General features: G+C 67.1%; 26 protein-coding genes, 1 tRNA gene and 2 pseudogenes. 25 read left to right on the top strand and 4 right to left on the bottom strand.

Translation table 11 applies throughout. The features are described from left to right. Window positions 1-16: 16 nt before the first annotated feature. Window positions 17-202, bottom strand: a complete 186-nt coding sequence (locus ACIBKY_RS53530; protein WP_397110149.1) for a hypothetical protein — start codon at window positions 200-202, stop codon at window positions 17-19. 390 nt (window positions 203-592) lie between these two features. Between ACIBKY_RS53530 and ACIBKY_RS53525 the strand changes: the two genes are divergently transcribed. Beyond that, window positions 593-985: a hypothetical protein gene (locus ACIBKY_RS53525; protein ID WP_397110147.1), complete on the top strand. Its 393-nt coding sequence runs from the start codon at window positions 593-595 to the stop codon at window positions 983-985. A gap of 201 nt (window positions 986-1186) precedes the next feature. After that, window positions 1187-1408, top strand: a complete 222-nt coding sequence (locus ACIBKY_RS53520; protein ID WP_397110145.1) for a hypothetical protein — start codon at window positions 1187-1189, stop codon at window positions 1406-1408. Window positions 1409-2236: 828 nt separating this feature from the next. Here the strand turns inward: ACIBKY_RS53520 and ACIBKY_RS53515 are convergent. Continuing rightward, window positions 2237-3011: pseudogene (locus ACIBKY_RS53515) on the bottom strand (transposase family protein). 563 nt (window positions 3012-3574) lie between these two features. Here ACIBKY_RS53515 and ACIBKY_RS53510 point away from each other — a divergent pair. After that, window positions 3575-3784, top strand: a pseudogene (locus ACIBKY_RS53510) (integrase core domain-containing protein); the annotation flags it as partial. 493 nt (window positions 3785-4277) lie between these two features. Continuing rightward, window positions 4278-5339, top strand: coding sequence for an integrase core domain-containing protein (locus ACIBKY_RS53505; protein WP_397110143.1), 1062 nt, complete (start codon window positions 4278-4280; stop codon window positions 5337-5339). Window positions 5340-5665: 326 nt separating this feature from the next. Here the strand turns inward: ACIBKY_RS53505 and ACIBKY_RS53500 are convergent. Then, window positions 5666-5738 (bottom strand) — tRNA-Lys (locus ACIBKY_RS53500). 133 nt (window positions 5739-5871) lie between these two features. Between ACIBKY_RS53500 and ACIBKY_RS53495 the strand changes: the two genes are divergently transcribed. Then, on the top strand, window positions 5872-6816 hold the full coding sequence (locus ACIBKY_RS53495) for a tyrosine-type recombinase/integrase (RefSeq protein ID WP_397110141.1): 945 nt from the start codon (window positions 5872-5874) through the stop codon (window positions 6814-6816). 288 nt (window positions 6817-7104) lie between these two features. Continuing rightward, window positions 7105-7395, top strand: coding sequence for a hypothetical protein (locus tag ACIBKY_RS53490; protein ID WP_397110139.1), 291 nt, complete (start codon window positions 7105-7107; stop codon window positions 7393-7395). 14 nt (window positions 7396-7409) lie between these two features. Here the strand turns inward: ACIBKY_RS53490 and ACIBKY_RS53485 are convergent, their stop codons facing one another. Then, window positions 7410-8009: a helix-turn-helix domain-containing protein gene (locus ACIBKY_RS53485; protein ID WP_397110137.1), complete on the bottom strand. Its 600-nt coding sequence runs from the start codon at window positions 8007-8009 to the stop codon at window positions 7410-7412. 180 nt (window positions 8010-8189) lie between these two features. On the opposite strand from ACIBKY_RS53485, the gene ACIBKY_RS53480 reads away from it, so the two are divergent. The 19 genes from ACIBKY_RS53480 to ACIBKY_RS53390 all read left to right on the top strand — a co-directional run. Then, window positions 8190-8462, top strand: a complete 273-nt coding sequence (locus ACIBKY_RS53480) for a helix-turn-helix domain-containing protein (RefSeq protein ID WP_397110135.1) — start codon at window positions 8190-8192, stop codon at window positions 8460-8462. Beyond that, window positions 8459-8728 carry a hypothetical protein gene (locus ACIBKY_RS53475; protein WP_397110133.1) on the top strand — a complete coding sequence of 90 codons (270 nt, stop codon included), beginning with the start codon at window positions 8459-8461 and terminating at the stop codon, window positions 8726-8728. Before ACIBKY_RS53480 ends, ACIBKY_RS53475 begins: the two co-directional genes overlap by 4 nt. A gap of 76 nt (window positions 8729-8804) precedes the next feature. Beyond that, on the top strand, window positions 8805-9323 hold the full coding sequence (locus tag ACIBKY_RS53470) for a hypothetical protein (RefSeq protein WP_397110132.1): 519 nt from the start codon (window positions 8805-8807) through the stop codon (window positions 9321-9323). Next, window positions 9323-9541: a hypothetical protein gene (locus ACIBKY_RS53465; RefSeq protein WP_397110130.1), complete on the top strand. Its 219-nt coding sequence runs from the start codon at window positions 9323-9325 to the stop codon at window positions 9539-9541. Before ACIBKY_RS53470 ends, ACIBKY_RS53465 begins: the two co-directional genes overlap by 1 nt. Then, the gene (locus ACIBKY_RS53460) at window positions 9538-9909 is read left to right on the top strand and encodes a hypothetical protein (protein WP_397110128.1); all 372 of its coding nucleotides are present in this window, start codon (window positions 9538-9540) and stop codon (window positions 9907-9909) included. The genes ACIBKY_RS53465 and ACIBKY_RS53460 overlap by 4 nt, the downstream gene beginning before the upstream one ends. Then, window positions 9906-10565, top strand: coding sequence for a helix-turn-helix domain-containing protein (locus ACIBKY_RS53455; protein ID WP_397110126.1), 660 nt, complete (start codon window positions 9906-9908; stop codon window positions 10563-10565). The genes ACIBKY_RS53460 and ACIBKY_RS53455 overlap by 4 nt, the downstream gene beginning before the upstream one ends. Beyond that, window positions 10562-10945, top strand: coding sequence for a hypothetical protein (locus ACIBKY_RS53450; protein WP_397110124.1), 384 nt, complete (start codon window positions 10562-10564; stop codon window positions 10943-10945). The genes ACIBKY_RS53455 and ACIBKY_RS53450 overlap by 4 nt, the downstream gene beginning before the upstream one ends. Then, a complete protein-coding gene (locus ACIBKY_RS53445) occupies window positions 10942-11340 on the top strand; it encodes a hypothetical protein (RefSeq protein ID WP_397110122.1) in 399 nt (132 codons plus the stop codon). The genes ACIBKY_RS53450 and ACIBKY_RS53445 overlap by 4 nt, the downstream gene beginning before the upstream one ends. Continuing rightward, window positions 11337-11474, top strand: coding sequence for a hypothetical protein (locus ACIBKY_RS53440; protein WP_397110121.1), 138 nt, complete (start codon window positions 11337-11339; stop codon window positions 11472-11474). Before ACIBKY_RS53445 ends, ACIBKY_RS53440 begins: the two co-directional genes overlap by 4 nt. Beyond that, a complete protein-coding gene (locus ACIBKY_RS53435; RefSeq protein WP_397110119.1) occupies window positions 11474-11959 on the top strand; it encodes a hypothetical protein in 486 nt (161 codons plus the stop codon). Before ACIBKY_RS53440 ends, ACIBKY_RS53435 begins: the two co-directional genes overlap by 1 nt. Beyond that, entirely contained in the window at window positions 11956-12243 is a 288-nt protein-coding gene (locus ACIBKY_RS53430) for a hypothetical protein (RefSeq protein ID WP_397110117.1), read from the top strand. Before ACIBKY_RS53435 ends, ACIBKY_RS53430 begins: the two co-directional genes overlap by 4 nt. Before the next feature lie 76 nt (window positions 12244-12319). Next, window positions 12320-12691: a hypothetical protein gene (locus ACIBKY_RS53425; RefSeq protein WP_397110115.1), complete on the top strand. Its 372-nt coding sequence runs from the start codon at window positions 12320-12322 to the stop codon at window positions 12689-12691. Then, the gene (locus ACIBKY_RS53420; protein ID WP_397110113.1) at window positions 12688-13530 is read left to right on the top strand and encodes a DUF2303 family protein; all 843 of its coding nucleotides are present in this window, start codon (window positions 12688-12690) and stop codon (window positions 13528-13530) included. Before ACIBKY_RS53425 ends, ACIBKY_RS53420 begins: the two co-directional genes overlap by 4 nt. Before the next feature lie 232 nt (window positions 13531-13762). After that, window positions 13763-13984, top strand: coding sequence for a hypothetical protein (locus ACIBKY_RS53415; protein ID WP_397110111.1), 222 nt, complete (start codon window positions 13763-13765; stop codon window positions 13982-13984). Next, entirely contained in the window at window positions 13981-14781 is an 801-nt protein-coding gene (locus ACIBKY_RS53410; protein ID WP_397110109.1) for a hypothetical protein, read from the top strand. Before ACIBKY_RS53415 ends, ACIBKY_RS53410 begins: the two co-directional genes overlap by 4 nt. A gap of 22 nt (window positions 14782-14803) precedes the next feature. Further along, on the top strand, window positions 14804-15487 hold the full coding sequence (locus ACIBKY_RS53405; protein ID WP_397110107.1) for a hypothetical protein: 684 nt from the start codon (window positions 14804-14806) through the stop codon (window positions 15485-15487). A gap of 160 nt (window positions 15488-15647) precedes the next feature. Beyond that, window positions 15648-16241 carry a hypothetical protein gene (locus ACIBKY_RS53400; protein ID WP_397110105.1) on the top strand — a complete coding sequence of 198 codons (594 nt, stop codon included), beginning with the start codon at window positions 15648-15650 and terminating at the stop codon, window positions 16239-16241. After that, the gene (locus ACIBKY_RS53395) at window positions 16238-18715 is read left to right on the top strand and encodes an AAA family ATPase (RefSeq protein ID WP_397110103.1); all 2478 of its coding nucleotides are present in this window, start codon (window positions 16238-16240) and stop codon (window positions 18713-18715) included. Before ACIBKY_RS53400 ends, ACIBKY_RS53395 begins: the two co-directional genes overlap by 4 nt. Before the next feature lie 408 nt (window positions 18716-19123). Next, window positions 19124-19339, top strand: a 216-nt coding sequence (locus tag ACIBKY_RS53390) for a helix-turn-helix transcriptional regulator (protein WP_397110101.1), incomplete at its 3' end; no start/stop codon positions are given.

The raw sequence follows: 19339 nt of genomic DNA, 5'->3' as shown, positions 1-19339 counted from the left end.
GCGGCCCGCGTGCTGCTCACACGATCCCCAGCGCGTTCGCCACGACCAGCCCCAACGTCATCGTGGCGACGAACGCTACGGCTCCGCCCTGAATCGCCACGGGAACCCGGTCACCACCGATGCTCCGCAGGATGGCGGCGGCCAGCGCCACGATGATCGAGAACAGCCCGATCACGATCACAACCCAAACCTTGTCGTCCACCCGAACCCGTCTCCTTCGAACGATCCCGAGGGCTATGAAGCTAGAGACGTAGCCGTGTGGTGAGCAACAGCACGCCGTTTGGGAAATTCGCTGCATGGCTCGGGGAGGCCGCGTGTACAGGCTCTACGCGCCGCAAGTGCATGGACGGCTACGGACACCGATGACCTCGATCATGACCCGCAGAGCGGTTCTACAAGTGAGTTCTGCACCATGTCCGAATGAGTTCCGGTGTCAGTTGGCGCTCTCTGAGGTTCATGGTCGCGAGCGAGTTTAGGTACCCGCCGAGAGTTCTCACAGGGCTTCAAGCGGCAGCGACTCAGGGCGATGCGCTTACGGTCTCGCTACCTGACGCTCGGACATGAGGATCAATCAGGTTATGTCAACGACCTAGTGACCGATCGGCTGATCGGGTTCGAGATCCAGGTTGCCCCGTACGCGGTCGCTGAACTGCGTATTCATGGATCGTTCCAGAGGCGGTTCGGGGTGGAGACCCCGCCTCAAGCTCTGCGGTTTCTCACCAACGCGTTAGCCGATCCGAACCATGCGCAGGGAACGCTGGGCGCGCCATACCGCGTGATGGAGGAGGCACGGGACAGGGCGAACGACATCAAGCGCAGGGTGCCCGTGATGGTGGTGATCGGCAATCCGCCGCATGTCACTTTCGAAAGGAAATATGAACTCCGGAAAGGGGAACGAATATCTGACGGGGACCGATGTAAGCTACGCGCGAGCCGAAAACGGCGGGCGGCTTCTTCTTTAGAAAGGTCGGCGACAAGATTGTGATTGTCGGAAAGGCTAACAAAAGAAATGAATCCAAAGTCATCAAAAGACTCCAACAGCTCTACGGCAAATAGCGCATACTACTCCTGGGGCGAAGAATCATTCACCATTGACATTCTCCGGCTAGGAGAAATGGATCCGGAATGCGTGGAGCTTGGAGACTCTATTATCACTTTGCCTGACGGTGTTAGATATAGTGCCTGTATGATGACCAAAGAGGAGGTCGCGCGAATTATGGAACGCGAGGTCATATCGGGTCAGTCGCTTAGCGGCAGATACTTGAGCATGCCGGACCTGGTCATCATCAAGAACAAAGGCGCGTCAGAAATGGTCGACGTGGTTCGCGACATAGTGACATCCGGAGACATCGCCAGACGCCTTCCACGGATCAGCGAAGATGATGACTTGGACTTGCCTGCGATGTGACGCTCAGCATCTACCGTTTGACCGCTGTGCGCCTGCCGATAATCACATCCGCCCAGGTCGTGGCCATCTGGAGGCTTCGCGTCGCGGCGCGAGCTCCAACCACCGGGAGAGGGCGAACGCATGCGGCATGATGATCGGCCGTGCTCCTTCGTCTGGCCTTGTCCGGTGCCAGAAACCGGCAATGAGGGTTTGATCTGGTCTTCTAGGCTCGTCTCTCGTGTTGGTTCGGCTTCTGGATCCGGGGCGAGCTACTTGGTCTTGGGTTGCGGGTGGGAGAGGGGACGGTCCGCCGGGTCCTGGCGGCGGCGAGGCTGGGTGTACCGCTTCACAACTCATCGCGTGATGCTTGATCTGCGGCTTTGACCTCCAGAGGCACCACGGGCAAGATCGCAGTTCGTGCTGGTTCGTCTGCTGTATCTGACCTTGATCCGTGTGATCGGCTGGCTGGTCCTGCTGGGCCGTAGCCAGGCATCCAAGGATGTCGAGGTCATGGTGCTCCGACATGAGGTTGCCGTGTTGAAGCGGCAGGTCGTCCGGCCGAGAGCGGACTGGGCCGCTCGGGCGCTCTTGGCGGCCTTGGCTCGCTTCTTGCCGGCAGTGCTGCGAGCTCATCGGCTGGTCACCCCAGGCACCCTCTTGGCTTGGCATCGACGTCTAGTCAGACGCTCCTGGACCCACCCACACCGTGCCGGGCGTCCCTGGACAAGCAAAGAGGTCCGGCATCTGATTCTCCGCCTGGCGCGCGAGAACCCCAGATGGGGGTATCGGCGGATCCATGGTGAACTGGTTCGGCTCGGTGTGCAGGTCAGTGAGCCTTTTCCATCTTGATCAGCGGCCGTCTTCCGCAGCTTGAAGGACGAGGATGGCCTGCACGATCGCGGTGGCTCGACGCGGGCAGCAGCGTATGCGGGACAGGATCTTCCAGGTCTTCAGGGTGGCCACGGCGCGTTCGCCGATGGCGCGAATGCGGGCGTGAGCTCGGTTGACCGACTTCTGGTGGCGGGACAGCCGTGGACGGTGACGGTGCCGCTTGAATGGCGTGCGGATCGTCCCGCCGGCACCCTGATAGCCCTTGTCGGCGAAGGCCTTGATCCCAGCCACGGTCAGGGCATCGATCACGTCGGTGGTGCGGGCGGCGGTCAGATCGTGGGTGGCGCCGGGAAGCGCGGGTGAGGCCCACACCAGGCGGCCTGCCGGATCGGCCAGGACCTGAACATTCACCCCATGACGGCGACGCTTGCCGGAATAGAAGGGCTTCTCATCAGCCAGTCGGTCGATCGGGATGAGAGTCCCGTCCAGAATGACGTAGGCCAGTCGGGCAGCTCGGGTGATGGCGGCGTGCACCTCGTCGGCGAGGATGGCCAGCAGGTCGACGGCTTCACGGACGTAGCGCCAGGCGGTGGTGGTTCCCGATACCGAAACCGCAGGCCAGACGGACGTAGGTGTCACCGTTGCGCAGGTGGGCCAGGACGAGTAACGCCTGACGGGCGGGCTGCAGGCGTCGCCAGCGGGAACGCTGTTCGGCGTGGCGAGCTCGCAGGAGATCGGCCAGGCGAGACAGCGTGCGAGTGGACAGCGAGATCGCGGCAGGGTAAGGCAGCACCCAGGGCTCCTGATCAGGGCATCGGATCTTGGTCGACTGCTGTCTTACCGGGAGCCTTCTCTTCTCTCAACCCACCCTCACGCACCCGCTCTGGCCTGCGCGCTCAGGTTGGAAAAGCCTCAGTGAGGCGACCGTACGGCGGGTTCTGCGTTCATGCCGACAACCGCCGGCGCCACGAAATCTCGACACCTCGTGGCGGACGTCTCTACGGCTGCAGGCGAACGGGCTGCTCGCCTGCGACTTCTTCCACGTCGACACGATCTTCTTGAACCGCCTGTATGTGCTGTTCGTGATGGAGGTGGAGACACGACGAGTGCACATCCTGGGTGTCACCGCTCATCCCACCGGTGCCTGGACCGCTCAGCAGGCGAGAAATCTCCTCCTAGACCTCGGACACCGGGCCACCTCATTCCGCTTCCTCATTCGCGACCGGGACGCCAAGTTCACCGCCGCCTTCGACGAGATCTTCACCAGCCAAGGCATCACGGTGATGAAGACACCCCCACGAACGCCCCGCGCCAACTGCTACGCCGAACGCTGGATCCGCACCCGTCCGAGCCGAATGCACCAACCGCATGCTGATCTACAGCGAACGCCACCTTCGCTCGGTTCTGAACGAGTACACCGATCACTACAACAACCATCGCCCGCACCAGTCCCGCCGGCAACGCCCACCTGATCAAGACGAGGACGTCGTGGTACCGCTGGAAGGCCGGATTCAGCGCCGAGAGGTGCTCAGCGGAGCCATCAACGAGTACCACCGAGCCGCCTAGCTGATCCGAAGAAACGCCAGCTCAGACCAATGTGGACGACTTTTGAAGCGGTACACGTCAGCTCCCCGCACGACGACTGCTGGCACCCCATCAACCACAGCCTCATCCTCCCCAAACCCTCCGCCGGATCCACCCGAACGAAAACCGCCGCTTCGGCTCACAACATCGCAGGTCAGCAAGTGTCTGCCTCGCGCACGCGGGGATGTTCCTCAAGGGTGACAGGGCTCTACCGGTAACGGCCCGTCTGCCTCGCGCACGCGGGGATGTTCCCCCGACCACTCTGGTCGCGCCCGGCGAGTACGTGTCTGCCCCGCGCACGCGGGGATGGTCCTCTCGTGGGTCTCAAACCTCAAAGGTTCAGAGCGTCGGTCATCGACGTTGGCAGGCCGGTGTCGATGGCGAACTCCTCTCCCTGTACTGCTTCAGAACTCATCGTGTAGTGCTTGATCTGCGGTTTTGACCTCCAGGAGCCGCGCAGGCAAGATCGCGGTCTGTGTCGGTTCGTCTGCTGTATCTGACCTTGATCCGGGTGTTTGGCTGGCTGGTGTTGCTGGGTCGTGGTCAGGCTTCCAAGGATGTGGAGATCATGGTGCTCCGCCATGAGGTGGCCGTGTTGAAGCGTCAGGTCGTCCGGCCGAAGCCGGACTGGGTCGATCGGGCGCTTCTCGCGGCCTTGGCCCGCTTCCTGCCGTCGGTGCTGCGGTCTCATCGGCTTGTGACCCCCGGCACTTTGTTGGCCTGGCATCGTCGTTTGATCAGACGCTCCTGGACCTACCCCCACCGCACCGGCCGTCCCGGAGCCAGCAGAGAGGTCAGGGAGCTGGTCCTTCGTCTGGCCCAGGAGAATCCGAGGTGGGGGTATCGGAGAGTCCACGGCGAACTGGTGCGGCTCGGTGTGCAGGTCAGCGCGGCGACGGTGCGGCGGATTCTGCGTTCACGCCGACAACCGCCGGCGCCACGAAGCTTCGACACCTCGTGGCGGACGTTTCTGCGCCTGCAGGCGAAAGGGCTGTTGGCCTGTGACTTCTTCCACGTCGACACGATCTTTTTGAAGCGCTTGTACGTGTTGTTCGTGATGGAGGTGGAGACCCGACGCGTACACATCCTGGGCGTCACCGCCCATCCCACCGGAGCCTGGACCGCGCAGCAGGCCCGCAACCTGCTCATGGATCTCGGGCACCGGGCTACCTCGTTCCGTTTCCTCATCCGAGACCGGGATGCCAAATTCACCGCCGCCTTCGATCAGATCTTGACCGACGAGGGGATCACGGTGATGAAGACGCCACCGCGGACACCTCGGGCCAACTGCTACGCCGAACGCTGGGTGCGCACCGTCCGAGCCGAATGCACCGACCGGATGCTGATCTACGACGAACGTCACCTGAGATCGGTCCTGGAGGAGTACGCCGAGCACTACAACAACCATCGCCCGCACCAGTCCCGCCAACAATGCCCACCCAATCAAGACGAGCACGTTGTTGTCGCGCTGGAAGGCCGGATTCAGCGCCGCAGGGTGCTCAGCGGAGCGATCAACGAGTACCACCGAGCAGCCTAGCCAGCCCAAAGAAACACCAGCTCAGGCCATGTGTACGAGTTTTGAAGCGGTACAGGCCGCAGACAGATGACAGGCATGATCAAATCTTGACGCGGTTCCAGGCACACAATCTAGATCGAGGCGCCGACCAGATCTTCCGGATGAATGCTTTCCCGGCCTTCCTATGGGTCTGGCCTGACAATCAAGGGCGAACCGGGACGCGTGACGCCCGTCCGTGTGCCGGGACCGTGCCGAAGAGCAACCGCCGGACAACCACGGGCCAACCTCGGCCCTCGCAGCAGGCGGCGAGAATCGAGAAACCCCAGGTCAGACACGGTTTTTAAGGGTAGGGCGCCCGGGGCTCGAACCCGGAACCTACGGATTAAAAGTCCGCAGCTCTGCCAATTGAGCTAACGCCCCTAGAAATCAGTGCCCGGACCAGCGCGAGGGCACAGCAATCCCCTCAGACACTGGCGGGCACACTAAGACCACAGCATAGTATCCGCGCGTGACTCCCAAGCGCAGCCGAGATACCTCGGCACCCCTGCGGAGCATGATCGACTCCTGGGCGCTGGCGCTCAAATCGGCCAACCGATCCACAGGCACGATCACCTCCTACAACCTCACCGGCAGGCAGTTCTGCAACTACCTCGATCAGCATGACATGCCCATCACCGTCGACGGCGTAGCCGCCGACCACATCCGGATCTTCCTCGCCGCCACCCTCAGCGGCTGCTGGACCGACGACGATCAGACCATGCCCTGCTCGTGCGGCGCCAAGGCCACCTCGCCCGGCAACGCGCACAAGCACTGGCGCAACCTCAAGGCATGGTTCAACTGGCTCATCCGCGAGGAGGAGCGCACCGTCGGTCACCCGATGGCCAATGTTGCACCGCCCACCGTTCCCGACAAGGCGAAGCCCGTCTTCGACGATGACGAACTCCGCGCGCTCCTCAAGGCGTGCTCGGGGTCGACGTTCGCCGATCGCCGCGACACCGCCATCTTCCGCATCCTCATCGACACCGGCATGCGCATCTCCGGCCTGGCCGGCCTGCGCTACTCGACCGATCCCGAACGGTCCGACGTCAAGCTGAAGGACGGCCTGCTGCGCATCCGGCTCAAGGGCGGGAACGAGATCTTCGTGCCGATTGCCGCCAAGGCCGCTCAAGCGCTCGACCGCTACATCCGCGCGCGAAGCCGGCACCCCCGCGCCGATTCCGAATGGCTGTGGCTGAGCCCCAAAGGCCAGTTCACCAGCTGGGGGATCCGCCAAATGGTGTACCGGCGCGGCGACGAGGCGGGCGTCCAGGGCGCGCACCCCCACCGTTTCAGGCACACCATGGCTGATGACTGGCTCGAAGGCGGAGGCAATCCGCAAGACCTGATGGAGATCGCAGGCTGGAAGAGCCTGAGCATGGTCCTGCGATACGGCCGGTCAGCGGCGGCCCGACGCGCTCAGATGGCTCACGCCAAGTTGTCGCCGGGCGACCGCATCTAACGGTTGGGTCACGGGCCCTACCTGGCGGGTAGCAAGAGCCTTACCGGACAATCTTCGCGGATGCGCCCATAGGCCTCGTATCCCGCATTGCAACCAGCAGCAACTGTAACCCTGTGTGATAACTCGTGTTCGCGCCGGAGCACTCGATATTCCGTGCGAAAATTCGGCCGCTTCGCCCGTTCCAAAACCACGGGTCGTCACTTAAAGTTCAACCACTGCTGCGAACGCCTCGGGAAAAGGAATGCTGCAGTCTGGCCGCCCTGCACCATCGGCCTGGAGGGGAAGCACGTGAAAGAACGCAAGAATCGCCGGATCGCCATCGCCGTTGCTGCGGTGCTGTGGGGGGCAACCTTCACGGCGATGCTGATCCACGTCGACATCCGGGTCTACCTGACGTCCTGGCTCGCAACACTCATCGCCAGCCTCGTCGCCGCAGCACTCTGGATGATCCGACCTGATCACGGGGTACTCAGCCACGTCCGCCTGAGGATCGCCACGCTCCGACACGACGCAGCGATCGCGGAGGAGCAGGCGAGACTTGAAGAACTCGCACGAACCCGCCTCGAACGCGTCGCCTGAATACCCCGATCGGTTTACCCGTCCCCGGAACTTTCTCCACGCGACTTCATGATCTCTTGGTATTGCTCCTCAAGAGCTCGTCTCTCGCTCCGAGAAAGGAACGGGGACGCTTTTATGCGCTCGAATTCCCGACGGAATTCCTCTACCGGGCCCGAGCCGGCGCCCGACGCTGGGCGGACCATCAATTCCTCAGCGTTGGCCAGGCCGGACTCCACAAGCAGCTCCCCCAAGGTCATCCGGTTGGCATCGGCCATCGCCCGGAGAGTGTCGAGCGGCGCCACGAGCTCCACCGCGCCCAGACCCCGCCGGTCGAGCTCAGCCGCAAACCAACGCTTGACCGTCTCGACGGCCGCAACGGGGCGCACAACCGTGAGAACCGGGTCAGTGGCCCTCTCCTCAGAGACGCGCTGGAGCTGGCCGGGCTGCATGTGGAGAGCCTTCTCGATCGCCGCCCTCGTGCCAGCCTGGGGCCAGCGGGACCCTGATTCGAGGTTGTAGATGGTCTTGACGTCGACGCCTGCCGTCTCCGCAAGCTCCTGCTGCGTGAGGTCGAGCTCGCCCCGGCGGGAGGCGACGAACTCGCCTGCTCGCGCGATGTCCCGTCCTCGCTTCATGGCCCCTAATCATGCGGGAACCGTAGGGAACAATCCACAACGCCTGATGGCTAGAGATCCGTAACCTTCGGGAAGCTCAGGGCACTTACCGCAACATTGTGCCTTCACTCTTTCCCGACAGTTTCTGTTTCTTCCCTGATCACGCTTGAGATGTTCCTGATTGTTCCCTACGGTGGACCCATGACAGACCACCTCAACCCCGAGAACGTGCGAGTCGGGGCGACGATCCGGGCGCTGGCCACCGCGCACGGCTGGAAGGTGGGCGAACTCGCGGCGGCGCTCGACAAGAGCCACGGCTACATCAGCAACGTGATGGCGGGCCGCAAGTACGCCCACCCGCAGCTGTGCCGCCAGATCGCTGAACTGCTCAACGTCCCCCTCGCCGCGATCGTCTCCGGCGAGGCCTACGAGCGCGCCCTCAGTCTCGCGGGAAGCGAGGCGGGAACGCGATGAGCACCCCCGAGCAGCGCAGCACCATCGCCCGCATCGCCGCCCACACACGCTGGGCCCGAGAAGAGGACCGAGTCCGGGCCACAGCGAAAGCCCGCAGCAACTCGCCGGCCTCCATCGAGTACTTCCTGCGCGATGTCGACGCCCGCCTGCCGTACGCCGAACGGCTCAAGCGGGCCGAGAGCGCCAAGTCCGCCTACTGGCAGCGGCGTGCCCGCCTGATGCGTGAGGCCAAGAAGGCCAAGGCCGCGGCGAAAAAAGCCGCCTGAACTGCGGCGAGGCCCAGCCGTGCAGGGCCGGACCTCGCTGACCCGCCATCCCCACCTACGAAGGGACACGAGTCTCATGAACATCATCCCCCAGACCGAGCAGCAGCTCGACCCCATGAACATCAGCTACGCCGTCCACATCTGGCGAGACGGCGACCAGATCAGCAGCACCGAGCCAACCACCGACCAGGCCGAGGCCCGCGACATGCACCGCGCCCTGACGACCCGCTTCCCTGACTCCGTACTCGTCGTCAAGGGCGCCGACGGCGTGTGGAGCCCGGTGTCCGATGAGCTGCTCGACCGGCTTGCCCGCCAGCGCGCCGCTGTCGCGCTGGCGAGTCTCGTCCGCACCAGCCCGCCCCAGATCGACTGGTTCCTGTCCACGCACTCCCCCAGTGAGCTGTCCGGCCACGCGTTCAAGCGGGAGACCGTCGCCGAGTTCGCCGCCCTGCTGATGGTGGAGTGCACGGAGCGGACGGACGGCGGCTGCACCACGGTGCGGTCGTCGAGCACGTTCGCGGGCGTCCCGGTCAGCGTCTACTGCATCGTCCGCGAGGCCGAGCAGGTGCGCGAGACCGCTTCGGCTGGTGCGTGATGGTGGCCGTCGACCTGCACCAGGGCCAGCTCGTCTCCGCCGCCGAGTGGAATCACGGCGACCCGGTGCGCATCGGGTACGCGCGCCGGTCGGACGCCGGGCACGTGGCGGTGCTCTACCGGGATGCGGCCTGCCGGGAGCGGGCGCAGCGGACGGTGGTCGAGGTGGGGATGGAGCTGACGCTCATCTCCGGCGGCTGCGTCGGCGGTGGCCGGTGAGCGAGCTCGCGCGGCTGACCAGCATCTCAGCCACTGATGCCCTGATCGAACACCTCGCCGAGACCGTACGGCAGCGCCTGGCCCACGAGCACCCGCAGCCCGGCGGTGGCGAGGACCTGTTCTGCCTCAACCTCACCTCGTACATGGGCGAGCGTATGGGCGCTGTGCTCGTGCGCCTCCGGGAGGCGGAAGCGGCGATCCAGCGCGTTCGAGACCTTCACCTGAAGGTGGAAAGCCCCAGGCACGGTTGCTGCGCCCCGCCGCAGCTCTGCGAGGGCCACGCCCCGGAGTGCCGCGGCCGCGAGCACGGGTTGACCTGTCCGACGTGGCCGTGCCCCACGATCGCCGCCCTGGACGGCAAGCCGTGACCGCCGCCACGCGGGCCCGGCAACGCGGTGCCACGAGGGCCAGGGCCGCGTACGCCCGGCAGGCCGCGGACCGCCGGGAGGAGTTCGGCCGGCTGAGGCAGGGCGGCGCCACCATCGCGCAGGGCGCCGAGCGCATGGGCGTGTCGTACGAGCAGGCCCGGCGCTGGGACGTTCAGCTCCGCGTCGAGAAGCCCGGCTACGCGCCGCCCGCCCGAAGCCAGGCCATGGAAGCCGCGCGGCAGCGGTGGCTGGCCAAGGCGCAGGCCCGCTACGAGGCGTACCTCGAACTGCGCGAGCAGGGGCTGAAGCCGGAGGCGATCGCCCAGCGGATGGGCGTCAGTCTGGGCACCGTCCAGCGCTACCAGCGCATTTACAGGAAGCACTCCGGGATCGGTTCCTGGTGGGGTCAGCGCTCCGCAGAGCTGAAGCCGCGCATCCTGGCCTGCCTCCAGCAGCGGCCCGGCGTTGAGCTCAGCGCCTACGACCTCCAGCGCAAACTCAGCCTGGCCACGGACCACACGTACTCGGTGCACGCCGTCATGCGCGACCTGATCGCCGAAGGTCTGGCCGAGTTGGTGCCGGGCGTCCGCGATCGGGGAGTCGCTCCCAGCGTCGCCCCGGCCCGCCGCTACCGCTACATCGGCGGCGACCGGTGACCGGCCTGTTGGCGCGTCGCCGCGCCCGCCGCGACGACCAGAACGCCGCCGTCGACAACGACGCCGATGACTGGCTCGCCCTCCTCAAGGAGGACACCCCGGCGCGCTGCTGGTGCGCAGACCCCGGCCGTACCGAGAACGAGATGTACCAGTGCCCCGCCGGAGACGCAGGCGAGGACTGCCTGGCCCACGACTACCTCGCCGTCGGCGGTGCTCTCGGCTACGGGCTCGACCCGCGCACGCCCATCCCCGACCTCCGCGACTTCCAGGACGCGATCAGCGCTGCCCCCGCCCGCCCGGCGGGGGCCCACCCCTACAACCGGCCGCAGGGCACCCGCGACGCGGGCGGGCTCACGGTCCCAGAAAGCAGGCCCGCGTGAGCACCATCCGACGCACCACCTGGCACCCGCTCGGCAAGCCGCTCGCGGGCGACCTCATCCGGCACGAGACCGGCCAGCCCGCCGTGCCCGTGTCCTTCGGGAACGGCGACGACCTGATCCTCGACGACCTCGCCTGGGCGCGCGACCTGCTTACTGCGGTCGCGGCCGGTGTCAGCGTGCTGGAGGCCGAGCAAGGTCTCCCGCCCGCCGAGCGTGCCGAGTGCGACGGCTCCGACGAGTGCGTCCACGAGGCTGCCTGCGTCGCGCTGGAGGCGGAGCGGGACACCTACCGTGACCTGCTCAACCGCGCCGCCCACGCTCGCACAACTGCCGATCTCGTCGAGATCCTCCACGACGCCCGCACCTCGCTGGAGCAGTGGAGGGCCGCGCCGTGACCCGCCTTGTTGTCGTCGCCCTGCTGGCCGGGGTCCTCCTCGGCCTGCTGGCCGCCGCCGTGCTCGCGCTGATCGTGACGGTCAGCGCGGCCCCGGCCGCCCCCTCCTCCTACTCCCCCGTGCTGGAGGTGTGATGGGCCGCCCGAAGGACATCGGCACCGCGGCCGAGACCGCGGTCGTCCGCGCGCTCTGGGGTCTCGGCTTCCCGCACGCCGAGCGGCGCGCCCTCACCGGCGCCCTCGACCAGGGCGACATCACCGGCACCCCCGGCATCTGCTGGGAGGTCAAGGGCGGCCAGCAGACCAAGGCACCCTCAGACGAGCAGATCGCCGCCTGGATGCGCGAGACCGAGACCGAGCGGCTCAACGCGCGCGCGGACATCGGCGTACTGGTCCTCCAGCGGCACGGCGTCGGCCCCGGCCACGCCAGCCGCTGGTGGGCGTACCTGCCGACGCTTTGGATTCCCCGCCTGCTGCTGCGTGACCACGCGCTCCTCAGCGACGGAATCGAGTGGGAGGACCTGCTGCGCTTCCCCTCCCGCGTCCACCTGGGCGACGCGTGCGCGCTGCTGCGCGTCGCCGGGTACGGCCAGCCGCTCGACGAGGCGGTGCCCCGATGAGCCACAACATCGAGGTCATGTGCGCCTGCTGCCAGGAGGTGGGCATCCACGGCGGCCGCGGCCTGCAAGCCTCCTGCTACAAGCGCCACATGGTGGCGGGCACCCTCGACCAATACCCCCTCCTGCGTGCGAGCCTGCCCCGCCTCTGGCGCCTGGAGGAGTACACCGCGCTCCGCGCCCACGGCGTCTCTGTCCACGAGGCCGCCCTCCAACTCCAGGTCAGCGTCCGGACCGCCGAACGCTACGAGGCGAGGCTCAAGGCCCAGGCCCAGGCGGCGGCATGACCGTCCTACTCGACTACCACAAGCGCCGGTCGGCCGAGGCCGACCGCGCCACCACCATCACCTCGGAAGGAACCCAGTGACCGACCACCCCGACAACGATCCCGGCCAGACCAGGCCGTTCGCCGCCATCCTCCAGGAGATCCGCGCCGGCGAAGTCGCCGACCAGGCCGCCGCCCTGATGCAGGACCTCGTGGCCGCCGTCCGCGAGCACGGCAAGAAGGGTGAGCTCACCCTGAAGATCGTCGTCGAACCGATGAAGGGCAACGAGGACGCGTTGGCGGTGAGCGGCGACGTCACCCTCAAGGCACCCAAGGCGCCGCCGCGCGCGGCCATCTTCTTCGCCGACGACTCCGGAAACCTCCTCCGCGACGACCCCCGACAGATCGCCCTGCCCGGCCTGCGCCGCGTCGACCTCCCCACCAACCAGCCGAAGGACCTCGCCCAGTGACCACCACCGCCACCCGGACCGAGAACGACGCCCTCATCGAAGCCCTCCAGGAGGCGCAACTGACCGAACGCCTGGAGCCCGGCGGCATCTACGCCTTCAAGCACGACAACCACGTGACCACCATCGACCTCCTCGACCGCAACCTCGAACACCCCCGCCGCAAAACCGGCACCGTGCACGTCGAGGACGCAGCCAGCTTCCTCACCTACTACAAGAAGCACGCCGACCCCTACTCCGAGACCTACGTCAACATCGACGCGGGCACCATCACCGCAGTCCTCAACGCCCACTGCGAGACCGAGAACCTCGACGCCGACGCCTCCGCTCGCTGGGGCGACCACCAGCTCATCCTCACCCTCGCCGAGACCGACGCCTGGAAGCGCTGGACCTACCACGACCGCAAACTGATCCGCCAGGCCGACTTCGCCGACTTCATCGACGACAACCGCGCCGACATCCGCAAGCCCACCGCCGCCGACATGCTGGAGCTCGTCCAGCACTTCCAGACCCAGACCCGCGTCACCTTCAACAGCGCGACCGTGCTGGCCAACGGAAACAAGCGGCTCGTCTTCACCGAGGAAACCGACGCCGGCGCCGGCGCCAAGGGCCAGATCGAGGTTCCCGGCCAGCTGGAGCTCGGGCTCACCCCGTTCGACGACAGCGAGCCGTACGTGGTCACCGCGCGGTTCCGCTACCGCATCCAGGGCGGCGCCCTGCAGATGGGATACCTGCTCGACAACGCCGACAGCGTCCGCCGCGACGCCGTCAAGCAGGTCGTGACCCATCTCCAGGAGGAGTTGGGCGTCGTCATCATGCGCGGCACCCCGGCCGCCGGATGACCCCCTGCACCCACTGGAACGGCGCCGCAGCCACCCACTGCGGCGCCACCCCCACACGCCCCTACCTCCCCGGCCCACGCTGCCCCGCACACACCCCCGCAGCCCTCGAAGGCCGACCCGAACCCACCGGCGGACACTGCGCACCCAAGCGCTGCTACTGCGGCGAATGCCCCTGGTACACGCCGCACAACCTGTTGGAGATCTGCACTGTGACGAGAAGGACGGGCCAGTGATGGCACGAATCGGCTACCGAGGCAACTGGGGCCCGGCGTGGCTCCGACGTTGCGTCATCAAGCTGGAGTTCGCGGGAGAACACATCGGGTGGGGCTTCTACAAGGACCGCCGCTTCCCCATGATCAGGATCTTCCCTATCCCCTTTATGAAGATCACGTTTGGCCTCCTCAACGGACCGGGCGCAGAACGCGAACGCCAGACCTCCGGAGACCCGGAATGAATAGTTCGCGCAAGGTGCTCGACCAGCAGCAAGAGCTCGACAAGCTGATCGAACAGCACATCCTCAACCAGCCCCGCTCGCTGCAACGCGAACCCGGCCCATCCGAGCTCGGCATCCCCTGCGACCTCCGCCTCGGCTACAAGCTCGCCGGCCACCCCGAAACCAACACCGGCCAGGCTCTGCCGTGGAAGCCGTGGATCGGCACCAACGTCCACCGCGGCCTCGAAGAGCTCCTCACCCTCGCCAACATGAACACCCCCGGCTGGACCGAAGAAGGCGTCGACCGCTACCAGCTGGAACAGCGCGTCACCGTCGGCCAAGTCAACGGCGAAGACATCTCCGGCAACAGCGACCTGTACATCGACGGCGTCGTCTGGGATTGGAAGATCCCGGGAGGCAGCACGCTGCGCCAGTACAAGAAGGACGACCACCCCGGCGAACAGTACGAAGTCCAGGCCCACACGTACGGGCTCGGCTGGGAACTACGCGGCTACCCCGTTACCGACGTGGCCATCTACATGCTGCCGCGCGACCAGGAGTGGAAGCAGCGCTACCTCTGGAGCGCGCCCTACGACCGGCAGCGGGCACTCGACGCTCTCTCCCGGGCGGACGGCATCGCCAAACTCGTCGCCGCCCTCGGCCCCCAGGCGTTCCCGCTGCTCAAGCGGCGCGCCTCGTGGTGCCGGTCCTGCCCCTGGCTGCTGCCGGGGTCCACCGATCTCGCCCGGGGCTGCCCGGGTGACCCCGACGTCGCCGCCGAGGCGTCGTCGGACCTGCTCGACCTCATCGCCCAGTAACCCAACATCACAGGAGCACAGCATGAGCATCGACATCACGGCCCAGGACTTCCTGATGGGCGGCGGCATCACCTCCGCCAAGTTCCCCGACGGCGCGTACGGCACCACCGTCGGCGGTCCCATCACGCAGCCGCCGAGGGTCGAGCAGCAGAAGGACCTCGACACCGGCGAGCTCAAGTTCTGGAACGACGGCAAGCCGATGATGCAGATGATCGTCACCGTCCAGACCGACCTCCGCGACCCCGCGGTCGCGGACGACGACGGTCAGCGCGCCTTCTACATCAAGGCCAACAGCCTCAAGGCCGTCCGTGACGCGGTGCGCCGGTCCGGCGCCAAGAGCCTGGAGGTCGGCGGCATGCTGGCTCTGACCTACACCGGCGACGGCGAGAAGAAGAAGGCAGGCAAGAACCCGCCCAAGCTGTACTCCGCCACCTACTCTCCGCCGTCGGCCGCGCAGGCGAACGAGTTCCTGAACGGCGGCGCACCGCAGGCCCCGGCCGCGCACCCGGGCGGGTTCACGCCCGCCAACCAGGGGCCCGCGCCGCAGTGGGCGCAGCCCGCTCAGGCACCCGCCCCGGCCGCCCCGCAGCCGGCGGCGCCCGCCGCATCGGGGGTGTGGACGCCGCCGACCGGCATGGACCCCGCCCAGGCCGCAGCGCTCGCCGCCCTCACCCCCGAGCAGCGCGCCGCCCTCGGCTACGCCTAACCCCTCTGTCGCCCAGCGCCCTTCCCCGGCGCTGGGCGACACCACCCAGCCGTACTGGCAGGCGCCTCGGGTTCGAGCCCCGGAGGACGGCACTTCGGACCACCGCACCAACACCACGACGAGAGGGGCCCACCATGAACCACCCCCAGCAGGCCCCCGCATGAGCGTCACCCTCGAACCCCCACTCACCCGCTCCGGCGTCACCCTCGCCGGTCGCGCCATCGACTGGGGCACACCGCTCACCACGGGGCCGCGCTACGTCCGCACCCCGAACGGGACCCGCTGGCACCGCCCCCGCTCAGGCGTACACCGCAACGGCGGCAACTCCTACAGCCTGTGGTGCGGCCAGCACGCCCGCCACGAATCCCTCCTCACCACCGACCAGTTGCCCGCCGGTGAGCCCCTATGCGGCACCTGTGAAGGCCGCGCGATCGGCGCTGGCCAAGACACATGGCCCGGCACCGCCAACCCCCTCGTCTTCTCCCCCATGCGGCTCACTCCACCGAAGCGCTGCCCCGGATCGCGGACCACGTGGTGCGAGGAGCTGTCATGGAACGTCGGCCGCTGCCTCGCCTGCGGAGCCGTCACGCCGATGCGCGCCTCCGGCGGGCCCTACAACCCGCGATGGGGGCTCACCAACCACCCGCCCGGCCCCACCCTCGTGCCCGGCTGCCCCTTCCACGCCTGGCGCGAACTCGGCGTCGTCGACGGCCGCGTCAGGTGCCTGTGCAAGCTCGGGGAGGCGACCGCGTGACCAACCTGTCCGTGCCCGCCATCACCCCCGACCAGGACACCCTGTCCGCCGCCCTCGCCTACGCCCGCGACGGCTGGTACGTCCTGCCCGTCAACCAGGCCACGAAGCACGCCGGGAGCGTGCTCGGTAAGGGCTGGCCAGCCAAGACCTCACGTGACCCCGAGACGCTGATCGCGTGGTTCGCCGGACAGGACCACGCCCTCGCCCTCCACGTCGGCCGCAGCGGCGCCGTGGTGCTCGACGTCGACCGGCCCGCCGACCTCCCGCCCCTCCTACGCGCCGCCCTCCTCACCGTCCCCGGCCCATTCCAATCCACACGCGAGCACGACCCCGATCGCGGGCACTACCTGTACGCCGTCCCGCCCGGGCGCACGCTCGGCAACTCGAACGGGCACCTCGGCAAGGCGTGGGGAGAGGTGCGGGGGAAGAACGGCATCATCATCGTCGCGCCCTCCGAGCACGAGAAGCGGGCCCAGGGCGGCCGGTACGAGTGGGCGCGCACCGGCGCGCTCCCCGAACTCCCCGCCGTACTGGCCGAGCAGCTGCCCGACACCGGCGACTCCTCCGACGCAGCCACCGACCGCGAAGTGAAAGCATTCCTCGACACCCACCAGGGATCCGCACGCCCCGCGCTCCTCCACGGCGTCCTGCGCCGCTTCGACACCGCCGTACAGGCCGGAGAGTCCCGGCACGGCAGCATGCTCGCCGCCGCCGCCTGGGCCATGCGCGAAGCCGCCGCCGGCCTCTACCCCGCCATCGAAGCCGCCCGCACCCTCGCAACCGCGTTCGGCCTCACCATGCAGACCTCCCGCGACGGCCACGAACGCACCCTGACACCCTCGCAGGCGCACGCCGAGTACCAGGGCATCCTCGCCTGGGCTATCGCCCAGACCAGCCACGCTGACCCGGGCACGATCCGCGACGCGGTTGAGGAGCGTGCACCACGCGACGACGACTTCTCGGACCTGCTGCCGCCTGGCCACCCTCAGGCGCCACCCCCTTTCGAGACCGCCGTGGACGGTGACGAGCCGCCCGTCGACGGCGTCGACCTCGAGGCCCTGGCGTTCGAGCGGGAAGTCGCCCACGAGGTGCGCCGCATCAAGGTGCGCGAGGAAGCCGCCAGGCGCGCCCGGAAAGCCCGCCAGGCCGCCGCCCCGCGCCCGCCCATCATCGCCCTGGACGCCTTCCTCGCTGTCCCCGACGAACCCGTGGCGTACCGGATCGACCGGCTGTGGCCCAAGGGCGGCCGGGTGGTGTTGTCCGCTCAGTACAAGGCGGGCAAGACCACCCTCGTCGGCAACCTCATGCGCGCCCTCGTAGACAGCGTGCCGTTCCTCGACACCTTCGCCGTGGAGCCGTTCACCGGCAAGGTGGTGCTGCTCGACGACGAACTCGACGAGACCATGGTGCGCCGCTGGCTTCGCGACCAGGGCATCCAGCACACGCAGGCCGCCGCCGTCGTGAGCCTCCGCGGACGCCTGTCCTCCTTCGACCTGCTCGACCCCGAAACCCGCTCCGAATGGGCCGCAGACCTCCGCGCCTCCGGTGCCACGGTGGTGGTCCTCGACTGCCTCGCGCCGATCCTCGACGCCCTCGGCCTTTCTGAGGACAAGGAAGCCGGACGGTTTCTCGTCGCATTCGACGAAATGCTGAAAGAAGCAGGCGTCCAAGAGGCCGTACTGGTTCACCACATGGGGCATAGCGGGGAGCGCGCACGGGGTGCGTCACGTTTGCGCGACTGGCCCGATGTGGAATGGCGGCTCGTGCGCGAAAAGAATGACGAGGGAGAATCCGAACCAAACGCACCCCGCTATTTCTCCGCGTTCGGGCGTGACGTTGACATCGCCGAGGGGCTCCTGTCGTTCGACCCGTCCACGCGGCGCCTGGTGCTCGCTGGCGGGTCTCGGAAGGACGCCAAGCACCGCGGCGCCGCGGGCGCCATCATCGACTTCCTGGTCCTGTCCCCCGGCGCCTCCGGCCGGCAGATCGAGGATGCGGTGAGCGGCGAGCAGCACCCCCAGAAGGCTGTCAGGGAGGCGCTGAAGGCTCTCATCGCCGATGGCCGGGTGAAGACGTCGCCGGGCTCACGCAAGGCGAACCTGCACTGGCTTGTCGATCATGTCAATAGCATTTCCGCAGCTAGCGATATGGAATCGAGTGCGTTGACGCACTCGCAGTCAATAGCTGAAAACGATCTTCCCACTGAAACGAGTGCGTTGATCTTGCAACGCACTCAAACCCCAGGTCACAGCCCCAATGCGTCAGTGCGTCCCAGTGCGTCAACGCACAGGGCGGGGAGTGCGTCAGTGCGTCCCCCTAAAGGGGGCCGACGCACTGACGCACACGCCCCCGCCCACGACCCCCGAGACCCCACCGACCTAGTCGCCTGGACGATCATCGACGGCCAACGCGTCGACCCCCGAACCGGCGAACTCCACCCCGACGACCTCACCCCCACCGAGACACCACGGTGACCGCCGCATGGCTCCAAGCCCGCCGCATCGAGTGGGCCAGAGCCGCCAACCTCCGCACCTGCCCCCAATGCAAAGCCACGGTCCTCGCAGGCCTCGACGCCGACCGCGCCGCCCTCCCCATCCGATGCGACCCCACACCCCTCACCGAATTCGGAGAAGCCGCCGCACTACTCCAAGGCCGCACAACCTACGACCTCCTCCCCGCAAAAACAGGCCGCGAACTACACATCCGCACCCCGCACTTCATATCGAAAAAACGCCGATATTCCGTATTCGCCACCCACAAATGCGGAACACCCCTAGCCTCATTTATCCAGCTTCCCGAAGAGAAAACCGAGGCGCACCATGACGACAAACCCCTCTTCTGAATCAACAATTTCCAAAACGGAAAACGTTGCACCGACAACGTTGGCTGACGAGCCCGCGCGCGAAGACAAGTACCTCACCGTCGCCGAGATCGCCGCACAGCTCCGCGTCGCCCCGATGACCATCTACCGGGCCGTCAACGCAGGCGAGTTCGAGGGCGCGGTCCGCGCGGGCAAGCGCGGCGTGCGCATCCCGGCCGCGAGCTACGAGGCGTGGCTGAAGGCCAGCGAGATCACGCCCGGCACCCCGCGCTGGCTC

Origin of the sequence: Nonomuraea sp. NPDC050394 (genome assembly GCF_044459065.1) — a bacterium.
Lineage (GTDB): Bacteria > Actinomycetota > Actinomycetes > Streptosporangiales > Streptosporangiaceae > Nonomuraea.
Note: the sequence above shows the minus strand (reverse complement) of the source record. Positions and strands in the feature narration are given on the sequence as shown.